Annotated in this window: 12 protein-coding genes; 9 read left to right on the top strand and 3 right to left on the bottom strand. The window is 51.6% G+C overall.

The features are described 5' to 3' along the window. Positions 1-150 precede the first annotated feature (150 nt). The 6 genes from FPL14_RS07135 (at position 151) to FPL14_RS07110 (ending at position 6,145) form a co-directional block, all read left to right on the top strand. Positions 151-1,011, top strand: coding sequence for a copper amine oxidase N-terminal domain-containing protein (locus tag FPL14_RS07135; RefSeq protein ID WP_182302354.1), 861 nt, complete (start codon positions 151-153; stop codon positions 1,009-1,011). 212 nt (positions 1,012-1,223) lie between these two features. Continuing rightward, complete coding sequence (locus tag FPL14_RS07130) at positions 1,224-1,694, top strand: DUF2269 family protein (protein WP_229263821.1); 471 nt, start codon at positions 1,224-1,226, stop codon at positions 1,692-1,694. 47 nt (positions 1,695-1,741) lie between these two features. Beyond that, positions 1,742-2,494, top strand: coding sequence for an SDR family NAD(P)-dependent oxidoreductase (locus FPL14_RS07125; RefSeq protein WP_220471221.1), 753 nt, complete (start codon positions 1,742-1,744; stop codon positions 2,492-2,494). A 343-nt stretch (positions 2,495-2,837) separates the two neighbouring features. Next, positions 2,838-4,844: a LuxR C-terminal-related transcriptional regulator gene (locus tag FPL14_RS30465; RefSeq protein WP_324617881.1), complete on the top strand. Its 2,007-nt coding sequence runs from the start codon at positions 2,838-2,840 to the stop codon at positions 4,842-4,844. A gap of 232 nt (positions 4,845-5,076) precedes the next feature. Beyond that, on the top strand, positions 5,077-5,511 hold the full coding sequence (locus FPL14_RS07115) for an ester cyclase (protein WP_182302353.1): 435 nt from the start codon (positions 5,077-5,079) through the stop codon (positions 5,509-5,511). A gap of 163 nt (positions 5,512-5,674) precedes the next feature. Continuing rightward, positions 5,675-6,145: a MarR family winged helix-turn-helix transcriptional regulator gene (locus FPL14_RS07110; protein WP_182302352.1), complete on the top strand. Its 471-nt coding sequence runs from the start codon at positions 5,675-5,677 to the stop codon at positions 6,143-6,145. 238 nt (positions 6,146-6,383) lie between these two features. On the opposite strand, the gene FPL14_RS07105 is transcribed toward FPL14_RS07110, so the two are convergent. Further along, positions 6,384-7,250: a helix-turn-helix transcriptional regulator gene (locus tag FPL14_RS07105; protein WP_182302351.1), complete on the bottom strand. Its 867-nt coding sequence runs from the start codon at positions 7,248-7,250 to the stop codon at positions 6,384-6,386. 150 nt (positions 7,251-7,400) lie between these two features. On the opposite strand from FPL14_RS07105, the gene FPL14_RS07100 reads away from it, so the two are divergent. Then, entirely contained in the window at positions 7,401-8,747 is a 1,347-nt protein-coding gene (locus tag FPL14_RS07100) for an MATE family efflux transporter (protein ID WP_182302350.1), read from the top strand. A gap of 7 nt (positions 8,748-8,754) precedes the next feature. On the opposite strand, the gene FPL14_RS07095 is transcribed toward FPL14_RS07100, so the two are convergent. Both FPL14_RS07095 and FPL14_RS29800 read right to left on the bottom strand, forming a co-directional pair. Next, positions 8,755-9,456: an AraC family transcriptional regulator gene (locus FPL14_RS07095; protein ID WP_229263949.1), complete on the bottom strand. Its 702-nt coding sequence runs from the start codon at positions 9,454-9,456 to the stop codon at positions 8,755-8,757. Then, entirely contained in the window at positions 9,444-9,635 is a 192-nt protein-coding gene (locus tag FPL14_RS29800; protein WP_229263820.1) for a hypothetical protein, read from the bottom strand. Before FPL14_RS29800 ends, FPL14_RS07095 begins: the two co-directional genes overlap by 13 nt. A 148-nt stretch (positions 9,636-9,783) precedes the next feature. Between FPL14_RS29800 and FPL14_RS07090 the strand changes: the two genes are divergently transcribed. Together FPL14_RS07090 and FPL14_RS07085 are read left to right on the top strand one after the other, a co-directional pair. Then, positions 9,784-13,137 (top strand): DUF5107 domain-containing protein, encoded by a 3,354-nt coding sequence (locus FPL14_RS07090; protein ID WP_407644664.1) that lies wholly within the window; start codon positions 9,784-9,786, stop codon positions 13,135-13,137. Between the two features lie 14 nt (positions 13,138-13,151). Then, complete coding sequence (locus tag FPL14_RS07085) at positions 13,152-15,464, top strand: beta-galactosidase (RefSeq protein WP_182302349.1); 2,313 nt, start codon at positions 13,152-13,154, stop codon at positions 15,462-15,464. Positions 15,465-15,636 lie beyond the last annotated feature (172 nt).

Raw genomic sequence — 15,636 nt, 5'->3', positions numbered from 1 at the left:
TTTCTTCTGGCTGTATTCCCTTTTCTGATAGTACAGACGCATCTTGACAATTATCGCCATTGTGTATAAATTGACTGATGTGGGGGGCCATACAGAACTTTAGACTACTCTATAAAGCTTTATAAATTTATACTTCGGGGGGAAACAGGTTTGAAGGTTACGCGTGCCTATCTAAGTTTATTCTTTGCACTTATTCTATTATTATCTACTACAGTTGCAGCAAGTGCCTCTCCGTCCGGTCCTTTACATGGCGGATTCTCTACATACGCATTTAGTGATCTCACCTCACAGTCAACCATGTCGAATAAAATTACGTTATATACGGTTCCTAAAGGTTCGGATTTTTCTTTATACGGCTCGGACCAAGGATCGGCTATTCTTCAGTTCTATAAAGTGAGTTCGTCAAACTTCAACCCAAAAGCCGTGAAAAATGGCGTATTGGCGGATGGTTATTCTGATTTATATGAATTTACAGGGATTGATGATTCTGAACATCTTTGGAACGGGGAAGGAGATGATCCCAGCGAAAAACTTAATTATAGATTCTCCGCTACCGGATATTATTATTTAGTTGAAAGTAAAAATACGAGCAGAAGAGTCACAATGATAGTACATGTCGTTGATAGCAAGCCATCTGCGCAACCATCTATCCGTGTAAATATTAATGGAAAACCCGTTGGTTTTTCTCAACCTCCGGTTATGAAAAATGGTGACGTGTTAGTTCCTATCCGTCCAATATTTAATTTTATATCTAAACCACTAGAGGACATGAATTCACAGCTTATATATAACAACGCAACAAAAAGAATAAGATTGGAGTATGGTGATCTAAACTTACAACTTAAAATAGGTAGTAAAACTGCTGAAACTAATGGGGAGAAAATTACCTTAAAGGCAGCTCCGGCAATAATTAACAAGACTGTTTATGTCCCCGTTAGCGCATTGGCGGACTTTTACGGTTTTGATACATCTTGGAACGACAAAACAAAAACTATGAATTTAAAAAGATGAGACCGCGAGTCGTCATCCGCCTAACGGGTAACATTAGATGATAAAAACAGCAGCAGCCAAAGGATTTTATTCCGGGGCTGCTGCTTTTGCTATTTTATAGGCATTGGTAGGGGGGGATGGATACTCATTTTATGTAAAACTATACCATCGTATAATATCGGACGCTAAGCCGCCATGGTAAATTGAATGACAGATCGGATAGGAAAGAAAAGATGAGAATTGAGGTGGACGTTGCGATGGTATGGCTTGTGACGATTCATGTGCTGTCGGCGGTGCTTGGAATCGGACCGACGTATTTCGGTCATATTTTGCTGCGCAGAAAGCAGCGGCGGGATCAACTGCTCGCGTCGTTGTCGCTGTTCAGCCTGCTAAACTATTTTCCCAAAATCGGAGGCACCGTTGCTGTCGTTTCGGGTATCCTGCTCGTTGCGCTGTCGGACTGGAATTTTTCGGATTTGTGGATTGTCGGCTCTCTGGTGTTGTACGTGCTCATTCAGGTGGTCGTGGTGGCCATGATGAGCCCTTTACTGAATCGGCTCGTTCAGGCGTTGGGCGCGGAGGAACAGGAGCGCAATCCGGCGGCAGACAGCTCGATCCTCCTGGCTAAAGCCAGCCGGCTGTACAATACGGCTTCCCTTTTGGGAACGGCTTTGATCCTATTAATGATCCTAAAGCCAATGTGAAGCTTTGATTAGACAGGATACTATTCTATTTAATTGGAGGAATTAAGATGAATCGTTTAGATGGAAAGGTCGCATTCGTATCGGGAGGCGGCCGCGGAATCGGAGCGGCTGCCGCGCTGTCGCTCGCCCAGCGTGGGGCCAAGGTTGCCGTGAATTATGTTCGCCAGCCGGATTCGGCGCAGGCTGTCGTGGACCGGATTCGACAAGCCGGCGGAGAGGCTGCGCTAGCCCAAGCGGACGTGCGCGATCCCGAACAAGTGAGGGCGGCGATGGCTTCTATTCGCGAAACATGGGGCGACATCGACATTCTGGTGAACAATGCGCACATGTCCTTCGTCATGAAACCGCTGCTGGCGATGCAGTGGGAGGAGCTTGCCCAAAAGCTGAACGATGAGATGAAGGCGGCCTTTACTTTGACGAAAGCCGTGTTACCCGCAATGATCGAACGGAAATACGGGAGAATCATATACATTTCCAGCAATGCGGCCGATGTCCCCGTTCCTTATATGGCCGCACACGGCTCGGCCAAAGCCGCTCTGGACGCATTTTCCAAATATGTAGCGCTGGAGTGTGCCCCTTATGGAGTTACGGCCAACGTAGTCTCGCCTGGACTGGTCGAGACGGAGGCGTCAGGCGAAACGCCGGAAACGGTCAAACGGCAGATTGCCGCCATGACTCCGCTGCAACGGGTGGGCGTGCCGGACGACATTGCGGGCGCAATCGCGTTTTTCGCCAGCGAGGAGAGCCGGTTCATTACAGGAACCTCGATGAGCGTGAATGGCGGAATGAAAATGGATTAGATTCCGCGGACGATTTGATGTTTTGTGTAAGATCATATTTTATTCGAAGTCGCATCCCATGCGGCTTTTTCTATTTAAGGGCTTATTCGACGGGCGGAACGCGCAATTTCCTCATCGTCCCCGAATAGTTCATATAATTTATGGAATAAGGATTTCCACAAAAAGGATTTCGGAGAGGGTGCGGCGAATCGCTTTATTCAGGGAGAACCGGTTTCATATTTGAACCAACCTCGGATTGCATCCGGGCAAAGGCAAGTACATTAAGCCATGTTCACGATCAAGGGGAATGGTAAAGGTGCCCAACGATAGGGATAAATCCGCCGCATGGGGCGGGAGGGAATCAATGAATAGGATCGATCGAAGAGAGGATCAGCTTATCGCGGGCCGTGTCGAACAGCTTGCGCTGTTTCGCCGCTTTTTGTCCGATGGGGCAGACGGAAAAACGATATGGAGCTTATACGGAACTGCAGGAATCGGCAAAAGTTTCCTGCTCGATGCGTTTCGCCGTCAGGCCGCAAGGGTAGGCGCGATTATGCTGCAGTTGGACAGCCGCGATTTCAGTCATAAAGGAGACTTGCTATGTCGGCAACTGCTGCGGCAAATGCCGAGCGGGCGGGACGGTCATGCGCCGCTTTCCGATCCGACGGATGCGTGCTTCACCCGTTTGGAGCAATTGGCGGCGGAAACAAACGTCGTTATTGCGCTGGACACATACGAGGAAATGGGCGAACTCGATGGTTGGTTACGGGAGCGGTTTATCAGGTGGCTGCCGGACGGCATTCTGTTGATCGTGGCAGGCCGCTACCGGCTGAAAGATAAATGGGTTCTTTCCCCGGCGCTGAGGGAACGCATCCTGTTCATGCCGTTGGAGCAGTTGTCCGAACCGGAGAGCATAGCCTATTTGCGGCAATGCGGCATGGCGGACGAAGAACGGATCGATGCCGTTTGGCGCAAAACGGGCGGCCATCCGCTCGCGCTATCGCTTGCTTCCGTCATCCTGCCGCAGGAGGACTGGAACGGACGATCAGGGGACTGGACGGAATGGTTCGAGCAATTGGCCAAGGCGTGGCTAAGGGAAGTACCGGACGATCCGCTGCGGAAAGCAGTGGAGACGGCAGCCGTTTTGTTGCATGTGAACAGGGAAGTGCTACAGGCGGTCATGGACCGGGAGATCGACGACGATACGTTCGGACAACTGCTATCCCTGTCTTTCGTCCGTAAAACGGAACGCGGCTGGATGCTGCACGATTTAATGCGAATGGCAACACGAAAGCAGCTTGAGGAGCGGATGCCGGCCTTTTACGAACGGCTGCGCGCCAGGGCGGCGCATTACTACGCCATGCGTATCCGAGATGCCGCTCCTTACCGGAACACGGAGTGGGAAGTCGGCGAGCTGTTTTATTACACGGGTAATCCGCTCATTCGAACTTTGCTTCAATCCTACTCCCGGGGGCGGTATACGTGGGAGCCGCTGACGCCAGTGAATCTGGGAGAAGGGGAAGCCTATTTGCGCAGCAGGCTCGATGCGGCCACTCACTTGATGTTATCCGGCATGGACCCAGAAACGGAGGAGCGCTTTGAGGAGTTCGTGGACAAAGAAGACATGACGATGACGATCAAGCATTTGGAGCTGCGCACTTGGGTCGAGCTCGACCAGCAGTCGGCGATGCTGCTTCGATCCGCGAACGGGGAAGCGATCGGACTGGCCGTTATCGTTCCGATTCATAAGGGCACTATGCCTACCTTAAGCCGCGATCCGTTCGCAAGCCCGTATTTACTCTCGCTGACGCCGTCGGAGCGACGGCTTCTCGAGGTCGAGCCGCCTGGACAGGCGGGGTGGTTCATCCGGACGATCGACTATGCCGATTGGCAAAACCAAGACATGGTGCTCGAAGCGATGCATTTGATGTTTTCTTATATGTGTTCGGGCGGCCTTTTCTTCGCCTCCCCGCCGCCGATGGAGTTTTTCCGCATGTCGCATCTGAATCTCGGCTTCCAGCCGGCGGCGGATGTCGTTCACCGGCATTACGACGGCAAGACGCCGACCCCGACGTTCGTGCTCGATACCCGGGGAGACAAACTGGAGATGTTTCTCCGCTTTTTACTGAAGCGGGGCGGCCTTCCGGACGAACTGATCTTGTTTGGCGAACTGAACGACCAGCTAACGGAGCGGGAGAGGGAAGTCGTTGCCCTCGTGCTGGACGGCCTGACGAACAAGGAAATTGCCAAAGTACTGTTCGTTAGCGAAATTACGGTAAAAAAGCACGTCAGTTCGATCTATGGCAAGCTGTCGGTGAAAGGGCGCGGCCAATTGATCAAGCTGTTTGCCGGAAAGCCGCGCATCAGTTAATCAGGCAATGAATGTCGGACTTTTCTTTAGGTCTGCTCACAAGCTTGCAATCCATTCGGGTGCGGGCTTTTGCGCGTTTGACCCAATCCCAGCGGCAAGTTCCGCCGAGAAGCGTTATCGGAGGAACTTTCACTCGGCATTATAGTCAATTCACTTGACTATAATAACGCTGATGTTATAATGAGAAACAAGTCAATTTACTTGACTATATATCTCGGGTGGAGGGCTTAAATTGAGCATCGAACAAAATATTGAGCTAGTACGTACGTTTATCCGGAAATTTTGGAACGAAGGCAATCTCGAATGTAAGGATCAATATCTAACGGAAGATTACGTGGACCATGCTTACGTGCCGAGCAATAAAGATGGACTCGCGAATATGGCTGGCATCCTGCATACCGCGTTTCCGGATCAAGTTTCCACTGTGGAGAGCATCGTCGTGCAAGATGATCGAATGGTTGTAAGGCTAAGAATGACTGGAACCCATGAAGGCGATTTTAGAGGGACAGCAGCTTCCCATCAACGGATTGATGTTAATCTATACCGTGAATATCGGATTGAGAACGGTAGAATCGCTGAACACTGGGCACTATTCGACACAGCGTCGTTGCTCCGTCAAATCGGTGCCGAACTTCATCAGCAGCCGGTCTGCCAAATCAATAAATAGCGAATCGTGATCCAGTCCCATATCCTTCCCTCAATAGCCCAATCCTTCTGCATCGTGCCGAAGGATTGGGCTAGGGGCTTAGCCGAGCGATGGAATCGTGGTAAAATGAATGATACGGAAAGAGCTTGCTAGGATTGACCTGGATAGGGGGAAATAAAAGTCAATGGCAGAAGAAGAGTCTATGGGATACGAGCTTACGATTCTCTTTGCAACCGCATTTCGCTTAGCGGTGGAGGAGTTACATAATGAATTAGCGAAGATCGGGTTTGATGATGTGAGACCTTCCCATGGATTTATCTTTCAGAAGATTTCACACGGCGGCGCGACAGGTAATGAAATAGCGGAGCATTTAGGGATTACCAAACAAGCAGCTAGCCTAACGATTGATTATTTGGAAAAGCATGGCTATGTAGTCAGGAAACCGCATCCATCCGATCGGAGAGGGAAATGGATCGTATTAACGGAACGAGGATGGCAATGTATCCAGGCAACGGAAAGGATCTTTTCGTCAATTGAGAACAGTTGGGGAAAAGTTCTAGGGGATGAGAAAATTCGATCTCTTCGTACAGATATGCAAGATTTGATTAATACTTTCTCCAAAGGTAAACCGGGTACATTCCGCCCAGTATGGTAACTTAAAGATAGTTCACTTAACCACCTGAAGTATAGATTGGGCCGAAATAGACGCTATCGGGGTCGGCGTAAGCCGAGATTTCGATGCCGTCGATCGTCAGCTTCCGAACGAAGCGATACTTCATCGTTGAGGTCGTAACCGTTGTCCGTTTGAGTCGCCCGATAGGAACTCGACTAGGCATCCGCTTGCGGTCTGAACGGAAAGTAGGTGTTCCGACCTTACCGGGAAATACGAAAGTTCAATCGCGAGGGGCATTGTCTAGAGGATGGATTTTCAAAGAACGGGCATGTTTAGGCGAGAAGCCCTTGATCTGCTTGAACAGCTTGGAGAAGCCGTTAATGCTCCCGCAACCGATCCGGTCGGCGATCTCCGAGACGGACAGGCTCGTATTCAGCAGCAGGCGTTCGGCTTCGTGGATCCGATACAAGTTAACGAAATGGACGAAGGTGATTCCCGTCATTTTCTTGAACGCTTTACAGAAGTGATAAGGACTTAAATGCACGAAAGAAGCGGCTTGCGTTACCGTGATTTTGTCCGTATAGTGCTGTTCGACGTATGCTATGAGCTCCTTGAATCGGGTAGCCTTCCGTTGAACGCCCAGCAGTTGATTGTCCGATTCGTCCTTCGTCTTGTACCATCGGCGGCACCAAGTAAACAGCAATTGCGCGAACGCGACTATGGCCTGCTCGTAGCCGCTTTTTTTACGTTGGAATTCTTCGATCAGCCCCAGCAAGGCTTGATGAATAAGCTTGCCGTGTTCTTGGCCGAGATCGATGCGGTTGCGCCAGCGGAGATCAATGAAATCGGACGTTTTGAGCCCGATAAGGGAAGGGTGGAATACGACGGCGAACAAAGTAAACCCGTTCTTGGGATGATAGACGGCATGAAGCTCTCCGCTATTGATAGCGAACAGATCCCCGGCTCTGCCCTCGTATGATTGTTCCCCGATCTGAATGGTCGCTTCTCCTTGTTCGATCAGGATAAACTCGAAATGCTCATGCCAATGCAACGTCAGAAATTGATGGTCTTGAAAAGGAGTGTGGAATACGTTCATCGGGAAGGCGGCGTCCGCCAGTTGGGTGTTCTCGTATAATGCTTTTCTCATGACCGATCCCCCTAGAATGACAATATTGGATAAATAGAGCGCAAGAAACAATGAGACGAATCCGATAATTCCCACTATCATGGTAGCTTAGCATGAAATGTTGTCTTAACCAATAGCATCCGGATGACAAGATGGGGAGAGTCGGTCAGCTTGAGAAGTCAGTCCATGGAACAGGAAAATAAATTATCGCTTTGGCACTTGTCTTGGCCGATCGGAATCGAGCTGCTGCTGCAGTTTCTTATGGGGGCCGTCGACACGGTCATGGTTAGCCGGATCGGCGACGAAGCGGTGTCCGCGGTCGGGGTTTCCAACCAAGTCATACAGTCCGCGCTAACGGTATTTGCCTTAATCAATGCGGGAATCAGTGTCGTCGTTGCCCGGAAATGGGGAGGAGGGCTGAGAGAGGACGCGCGTAAGACGGCGGTTCTCGGCATTCAAGCGAACCTGCTAATGGGAATCGTCGGAAGCCTGTTGTTCTTCTTCGGGACGTCGACCGTCCTTCGATACATGAACACGCCGGAAGATGTCGTCGGCTACGCAAGTCCTTATTTAACGTTCGTCGGTTCCATGACGGTCATCGTGCTGTTGCATTTCGTCATCAATGCGGTCGTCCGCAGCACGGGAAATACGCAGGGACCCATGTATATTACGATCGGAATGAACGTGCTGCATCTGTTGCTTAATTACGTGCTGATCTTCGGCGCTTGGGGGTTCCCCGAGATGGGAATTCAAGGAGCGGCATTATCCAGCATGATAAGCCGGTTCGCGGCTTTGCTCTTATCGGCGTGGCTCCTGTGGAGAACGTTCCTTCCTTTTTGGCGGTTGCGCGAATGGTTTAAGCTTGAAATCCCCCTATTGAAGGAGGTTTTGCAGGTTGGGCTGCCGGTCACCTTCACGGCGGTATCCTGGGGATATTCGCAAATTATCGTATTGGCGCTTATCTCACGCATGGGGACGACGACGTTAGCTTCCTATACGTACATCCAGACGATTCAGCAATTTACGTGGATGATCGCCGCGGCGATCGGGGGCGGATTGCAAATTCGAGTCGGGCAGTTCTTCGGAGCGGGCAGACTGAAGGAGGTGGACCGGAGCCTCGGACAAGCGATCCGGCCGGGAATCTTGCTCAGTCTAGCCGTATCGGCCTTGATCTTCTTGTTAGGGACGCCGATCATGCGATTGTTTACTTCCGATCCGAGCATCATCGATCTATCGTTGCCGATTCTTGCTATGTGCATCGTGTGGCAGCCTCTGCGCGTGGTCGGATTTTGCGCGTCCAATTCGCTCAATATTATCGGAGAAGCCAAATACGTGGCGATCATAACCGTGATCGGAATGTGGACTTTGGTATCCGGAGGAACTTACGTATTCGGCATTAGCGCGGGGTTCGGCCTCGTGGGCGTGATGTGCGCTTTGATCCTGGACGAGTCGTTTCGAAGCGCGTTGTTCCTGCTTCGCTGGAAACGAAGGTCCGTCCAATGGAACAAAAGCGCTTGAACCGTCGTCACCCTTTCGGATTGCTGCGATATTCGGAAGGCGAGATGCCGATGATTTTCTTGAACATTCGGGAGAAATAATAGGGATCCGCAAAGCCGAGCGAGTGGCAAATCTCCTTAATGGTTAAATCGGTTAAGTCGAGCAGCTGTCCGGCTCTTTGCATTTTCAACCGATGGTAATAGTCGATCGGAGCATATCCGGTCGAGGATTTGAACAAGTAATTAAGATGCTGCTTGGAAATTTGCGCATGGGAGACGAGCTGTTCCAGCGTCAGCGTCTGATCGAGCTTAGTTCTCATGAATTGGACCGAGTGGTCGATAACCTGCTGCTTGCGCTCTTCTTCCTTGCGCCCGGGAATAAGGCCGATGAGGCTAAGATAATATTTGACGGTTTGGGAGACATGCAGGTGATGCGGAATCGAATAGGATTTAGCGGTCAGAACGTCGTGGCATTGATGGAAGAGTTCCGAGAATTTCTCCGCGTCGCGAGGGGAAAGCGTTAAGCTGCCTTCCGACAGACCGATCGCTTTCAAGTAATCCCCAACGTGCTCTCCGCGCACGTGAAACCAGTAAATACTCCATGGATCGTTATCGTCCGCACCGTAAGCGTGAGGCGTATCGGCCGGTAGGATCGCTAACGTCCGTTCGGTTACCCGGTACGCGTTATCCGTACCGTTAGTCACCCAGCCTTCGCCGCTTACGCAAAAAATAAAAATATAGGAATCGCAGCCGTGAGGCCTTTCTCTGTAATGATGGAAGGCCGCGGGTAGTAGCCGATATCCGTCAAGTAAAAGGGGCGAACGAGCGGCTCGTTCAATACTTCGTCCACGAGATACTGAGGCATAATGAACATTTTCTCCGCTTGAAAACCGTCCGCTTTTTTTTCCATTTTCCGAATCCCGCTTTCCTGAAAGGTTGCCCTCATTGTACCTCTAGATCAGAATATCGTCCATCATAAACAGGGAATCGTGAATTGTTAGCCAGTCCGTTCTCTTGTAAGGTTTACGTATAGAGTAAATCTGAACAGGCTGGAGTGAATATCAGTGGCCAACGCCAATGGACAATCCCGCGTATGGGAAGAAACCGTCGAAATTCCGACTTACGAAGCCGGCAAGCCGGACAAAAATCCGATGTTCCTGGAGAAGCGCGTCTATCAAGGAAGTACGGGCAAAGTGTATCCTCATCCCGTCATCGATAAAATCGAAGACGAGAAAACAATGAAAGCCTACCGGATGGTCATCCTCGAGAACGATTACTTGCGCATCGAGATTATGCCGGAGCTGGGCGGGCGCATTTACCGGGCGCAAGACAAAACCAATCAATACGAATTCGTGTATTATAATCGCGTCATTAAGCCTGCGCTCGTCGGGTTAGCGGGACCTTGGATTTCCGGAGGAATCGAGTTCAACTGGCCGCAGCATCATCGTCCGAATACTTATGGCCCGGTGGAATACAAGCTGGAGCAAAAAGACGATGGCAGCGCTACCGTATGGGTGAGCGAAATCGACCGGATGTACGGCACCAAAGTGACGGCCGGTTTCACGTTATACCCGGACAAAGCGTATTTGGAAATTCACGCTCAACTGTACAACCGCACGCCGGAGCCGCAAACGTTCCTGTGGTGGGCCAATCCCGCGGTGGCGGTTAACGATCATACGCAATCGGTGTTCCCGCCGGACGTCATGGCCGTGTTCGACCACGGCAAACGCGACGTGTCGAGATTCCCGATCGCTACCGGAACTTATTATAAGATGGATTATTCGGAAGGCGTCGACATCTCCCGTTACAAGAATATTCCGGTACCGACTTCCTACATGGCTTACAAATCGGATTACAATTTCGTCGGCGGATACGATCATTCGGTGAAAGCCGGTTTGCTGCATGTCGCCAACCATCATATTTCTCCGGGCAAGAAGCAATGGACGTGGGGGAACGGGGAATTCGGACAAGCGTGGGACCGGAACTTGACGGACGAAGACGGACCGTACATCGAGTTGATGACGGGCGTCTATACCGATAACCAACCTGATTTCACATGGCTTCAACCATACGAGGAGAAATCGTTCAAGCAGTATTTCATGCCCTACAAGGACGTTGGAGTCGTGAAAAACGCGACGATCGATATAGCCGTGAATTTAGAAGTCGATGCCGAACAGGGGAAAGCGCACGTTCAAGTTTACGCCACGTCGGTAAACGAAGGTCTGATCGTTGAACTGAAGGGCGCCGCTAAAACGTACGTGAACGAAGTCGCTAATCTATCGCCGACCGTAACTTACCGTACGGAAGTGAATTTGGAAGCCGGCGAATCGGAGCACGAACTGATTCTGACCGTTAGGGATGCAAGCGGACGGAAACTGATCGGCTATCAGCCTAAGAAGCCGGAGATCGAGCAAGTGCCGGACGCGGCCAAACCGCTGCCGGAGCCTGCGAAGCTCCAAACGAACGAGCAGCTTTACTTGGCGGGGCTTCATCTGGAACAGTACCGTCACGCGACGTTCGAGCCGGACGCTTACTATTTGGAAGGGCTGAAGCGCGATCCGGAGGATATCCGAATCAATGTGGCTTACGGTACGTTGTTGCTGCGCAGAGGGCTGTTCGAACGGAGCGAGCGGCATTTCCGTACCGCGGTGAAGAGCTTGACGTGGAAAAATCCGAACCCGTACGATAGCGAAGCTTATTATCAGCTGGGCTTGTCGTTAAAGCTTCAAGGCAGAACGGATGAAGCGTTCACGGCGTTCTACAAGTCGGTATGGTCTGCGGCATGGCAGGACAGCGGATACTTCTCGCTCGCCCAAATCGCGGCAGGCAACGGCTCCTATGAAGAAGCGCTTGAGCTTATCGAACGGTCGTTAATCCGCAACAGCCGCAACTATAAAGCTCGCGACCTGAAGTCCGCGTTGCTGCGCAAGCTCGGTAAGCTGGATGAGGCTAAAGCTTGGACGAAGGAAACGATCAAGCTGGATATCGCGGATTTCGGCGCCAATTACGAATGGAAGTTATTGTTGGATCAATCCGGCGATAAAACGGATGCGAAAGCCGCTAATAGCAGCTTTGTTGCCCTAATGCGCGATGAGGCCCACAATTACTTGTCATTGGCCGAAGATTACGCGAATGCCGGTTTGCATAATGAAGCAGCCGAGGTTCTTGAGTTCATTGCCGGCAACGCAGGGGCGACGACCTATCCGATGGTTCACTACGCGCTAGCTTATCTATACGGACAGCTCGGCGATTCGGAAGCTTCTCTCGCCCAGCTTCGCAAAGGCTCGGATGCGAAATCGGATTATTGCTTCCCGAACTCCTTGTTCGATCTGATCGTCTTGAACTACGCGATCGAGGCGAACGGCGAAGATTCCAAAGCGCATTATTATTTAGGCAACTTACTGTACGATAAGAAACGCCATTCCGAAGCGATTCGCCATTGGGAGCAATCCCGCGGGCTGAATCCCGCTTTCTCCGTCGTAAGCCGGAATTTGGCTCTGGCGTATTTCAATAAGCTGAATCGGCCCGATCAGGCGAAGGAAGCGTTAGAGCATGCCGCTGCTTGCGATCCGTCGGATGCCCGCATTTTCTACGAGCTTGACCAGCTCTATAAGAAGATCGGAATTCAGCCCGAGGAACGGCTTGCGAAGTTGAAGCAACGCATTGAACTCGTTCAAGCGAGAGACGACTTGTACTTGGAATACGTCGCTCTTCATAACAGGCTGCATCTGCACCAAGAAGCGATCCAATTGCTGGCCGCGCGGAACTTCCATCCTTGGGAAGGCGGAGAAGGCAAAGCAACCGGACAATACGTGCTGGCTCATGTCGAGCTGGCCAAGGAAAATATTCAAGACGGGAACTATCAACAAGCGATAGACAACCTGACTAAATCGCTGGCATACCCGGAAAATCTCGGAGAAGGCAAGCTGACCGGCGCGCAAGAGAACAATATTTTCTACTTCCTCGGTTGCGCCTATGAAGGATTGGGGCTGGCTGACCAAGCGGAGAGCGCGTTCAAGGTCGCTTCCCAGGGTTTAGAGGAACCGACCAGCGCGATGTACTATAACGATCAGCCGCCGGAAATGATTTTCTACCAAGGGCTGGCTTGGAGCAAATTGAAGGACGGCAAACAATCGAAACGCAGGTTCAACAAGCTGATCGAATACGCGGAGAAGCATATGTTCGACGAGGTTAAAATCGATTACTTCGCGGTTTCGCTGCCGGACTTCCTCGTATTCGAAGACGACTTGACTTTACGAAACGAAATTCACTGCCGCTACATGCGGGGACTGGGTTTACTTGGCTTGAACCGGGTAGACGAAGCGAAAGAACAGTTGGAATGGGCCGTTAAGCTGGATCGGAACCACCCGGGCGCGCAACTTCATCTCGATTGGATCGGCCAACAAGGATAAGGGGGAGTTCGAATATGTCTAAGATCGTCTATGAGTTAACTAGCGCCGACAAGCTCATTACGCCAGGGAAGCTGTCCGGCAACAAAGGGGTTAACCCTAAAGGGCAAAGCTTCGGATTTACGAACTTCTATATGGAGCGCAACGGGATTCCGAACATTCCGGTAGTCGGCGAATTCCACTTCTCCCGGTTCTCCTACCTCTATTGGGAGGAAGAGTTGTTGAAAATGAAGGCGGGCGGCGTGAATATCGTCGCCACCTATATCTTCTGGATTTACCACGAGGAAGAGGAAGGCGCGTTCGAGTGGGGCGGCAACCGCAATTTGAAGCATTTCGTCGATCTGTGCGCCAAACACGAAATTCCGTTGATTCTAAGAATCGGGCCTTTCTGCCATGGGGAAGTCCGCAACGGAGGCATCCCGGATTGGGTTTTCCGCAAACCTCTCGAAATCAGGTCCAACGATGAGCTTTACTTGTTCTACGCCCGCCGCTTGTACCGGGAGATCGCCAAGCAAGTGAAGGGTTCGCTCTTCCAAGAAGGCGGCCCCGTCATCGGAGTGCAATTGGAGAACGAGTACATGCATTGCGGAGCTCCGCTCGATGCATGGGGATATAAGTCGGGCGTGTTCATGTCCAAGGGCAAAGAGGGAAATGCGCATTTAGCCGAATTGCGCCGTCTGGCGGAGGAAGCGGGCATTAAGCCTGCGTTCTTCTCCGCGACGGCTTGGGGCGGAGCGGCGGTTAGCGAGAACGATATGCTGCCTATGCTGGCGGGGTATGCGTACACGCCATGGATTCCGAACCAGCCTCCAAGCGGCGAATACATTTTCCGCGACTTGCACGCGAATCCGGTTGAAGAGGTTAACTATGATTCGCTGGAGTATCCGGTCGCTTATTGCGAGATGGCCGGAGGCATGCAGGTCAGTTATACGGCCCGTCCTTACGTAAGCCCGGAGAGCGTGGAAGCGATGACGCTCGTCAAGCTGGCAAGCGGAAGCAATCTGCTCGGCTATTACATGTATCATGGAGGCTCGAATGCCGAAGGCAAGCATACTTACCTGAATGAGTACGGGCTGCCTAAGATTACTTACGATTATCAATCGCCGCTCGGCGAGTTCGGCAGAATCGGCGAATCTTACGATAGAATCAGATCATTATCTTTGTTCATGGAAGCTTTCGGAGAGCTCATTGCGCCGATGGGAACGGTGCTGCCCGAAGGGCAAACCTCCATCGCTCCGGAGGACGTGGAATCTCTTCGCTGGTGCATTCGCCAGAAGGACGGATCCGGGTTCGTGTTCCTGAACAATTTCCAGGATCACGTCGAGATGCCGGATCGGGATAACGTGCGGCTGGAGCTGAAGACGTCGCGCGGACAAGCGTCTTTCCCGCACCAAGGGACTTTGATGCTGAAGAGCGGGTTCAGCGCCGTCTTGCCTTTCCATGTCGAGTTGGAAGGAGTTCGCATCGTATCCGCTACCGTTCAGCCGCTAACCAAGCTGTCCGGTGACGGTTCGTCCGTACTCGTGTTCTATGCCCATGACGCGCTCGCGCCGGAGCTCATTCTTGATCGGCAAGGCATTGCCGCCATCCAAGCGGACGGAGGCTCCGTCGAACAAGACGACCGCTTGATCGTCGTGACTCCGGGAGTCGGTAAACAGCATAGCGTCAACGTGGAATTGAAAGACGGACGTAACGTGTCCATCTTGGTGCTGTCCCGCGAAGAGGCATTGCAAACCTACAAGCTTCGCGTATGGGGAGAAGAAAGGCTGTTGATCAGCTCCAGTTCGTTGTACGCCAAGGACGAGAGATTGATCACGACATCGTCGGGTCGCAATAGCTGGACCGTATCTGTGTACCCGACAAGCAACTTGTCGCTGCAGTCCGATCAAGGAGAAGCGGGAGAGCGGCAGGAAGGGCTTTTCCGTACGTATGCCTTGTCGGTTGCCGCTTATGAAGCCGAACTGCGGATCGAGAAGCCGTCAGACCGCAACGCGTTAGTGCAAGTAGACACGAATTGGCCGGAGCAAGTATCGGACGTATTCCTGCAGATCGAGTATGACGGAGACGTAGCCGGGGCATACCTGGACAATCGATTGCTGACGGACCATATTCATTACGGCAAACCTTGGCCGATCGGCTTGAAATTGTTCAAGGAAGATCTGGAAGGGAAAACGATCAACCTAGCGATTACTCCGCTGCGCAAGGGAACGGTGCACACGTTCGTCAATCAGGCGTTCGTCGAACGGTTCGAAGGCGTGGAGATCGCCGGCTTCCATCGTATCGACGCGGTTTCTCAGTATACGTGCGCTCTGTCCAGAAAATTTAAATAACGAACCGTAGGTGCGGGTGGAGTGGGGAGAAATACCCTCTCCGTCCCGTTTCTATTTTGTCCCGGCTTAACCTAACCGGAAATAATTCGGCAAAAACACGCCACAGCTCCGAATTAACACGACTGGCTAGTATTAATTCGGCAAAAACACGCCACAGCTACGGATTAACACG

Origin of the sequence: Cohnella cholangitidis (assembly GCF_014107495.1) — a bacterium.
In the GTDB taxonomy this organism is placed as follows: Bacteria; Bacillota; Bacilli; order Paenibacillales; family Paenibacillaceae; genus Cohnella; species Cohnella cholangitidis.
This window is presented reverse-complemented; position numbering and strand designations above follow the sequence as displayed.

Bases quoted from the DNA above. Each gene is read 5' to 3' on its own strand.
- FPL14_RS07105 (WP_182302351.1), bottom strand. From the start codon at position 7,250: ATGAGAAAAGCATTATACGAGAACACCCAACTGGCGGACGCCGCCTTC.
- FPL14_RS07110 (WP_182302352.1), top strand. From the start codon at position 5,675: ATGGCAGAAGAAGAGTCTATGGGATACGAGCTTACGATTCTCTTTGCA.
- FPL14_RS07085 (WP_182302349.1), top strand. From the start codon at position 13,152: ATGTCTAAGATCGTCTATGAGTTAACTAGCGCCGACAAGCTCATTACG.
- FPL14_RS07130 (WP_229263821.1), top strand. From the start codon at position 1,224: ATGAGAATTGAGGTGGACGTTGCGATGGTATGGCTTGTGACGATTCAT.
- FPL14_RS07125 (WP_220471221.1), top strand. From the start codon at position 1,742: ATGAATCGTTTAGATGGAAAGGTCGCATTCGTATCGGGAGGCGGCCGC.
- FPL14_RS30465 (WP_324617881.1), top strand. From the start codon at position 2,838: ATGAATAGGATCGATCGAAGAGAGGATCAGCTTATCGCGGGCCGTGTC.
- FPL14_RS29800 (WP_229263820.1), bottom strand. From the start codon at position 9,635: ATGGAAAAAAAAGCGGACGGTTTTCAAGCGGAGAAAATGTTCATTATG.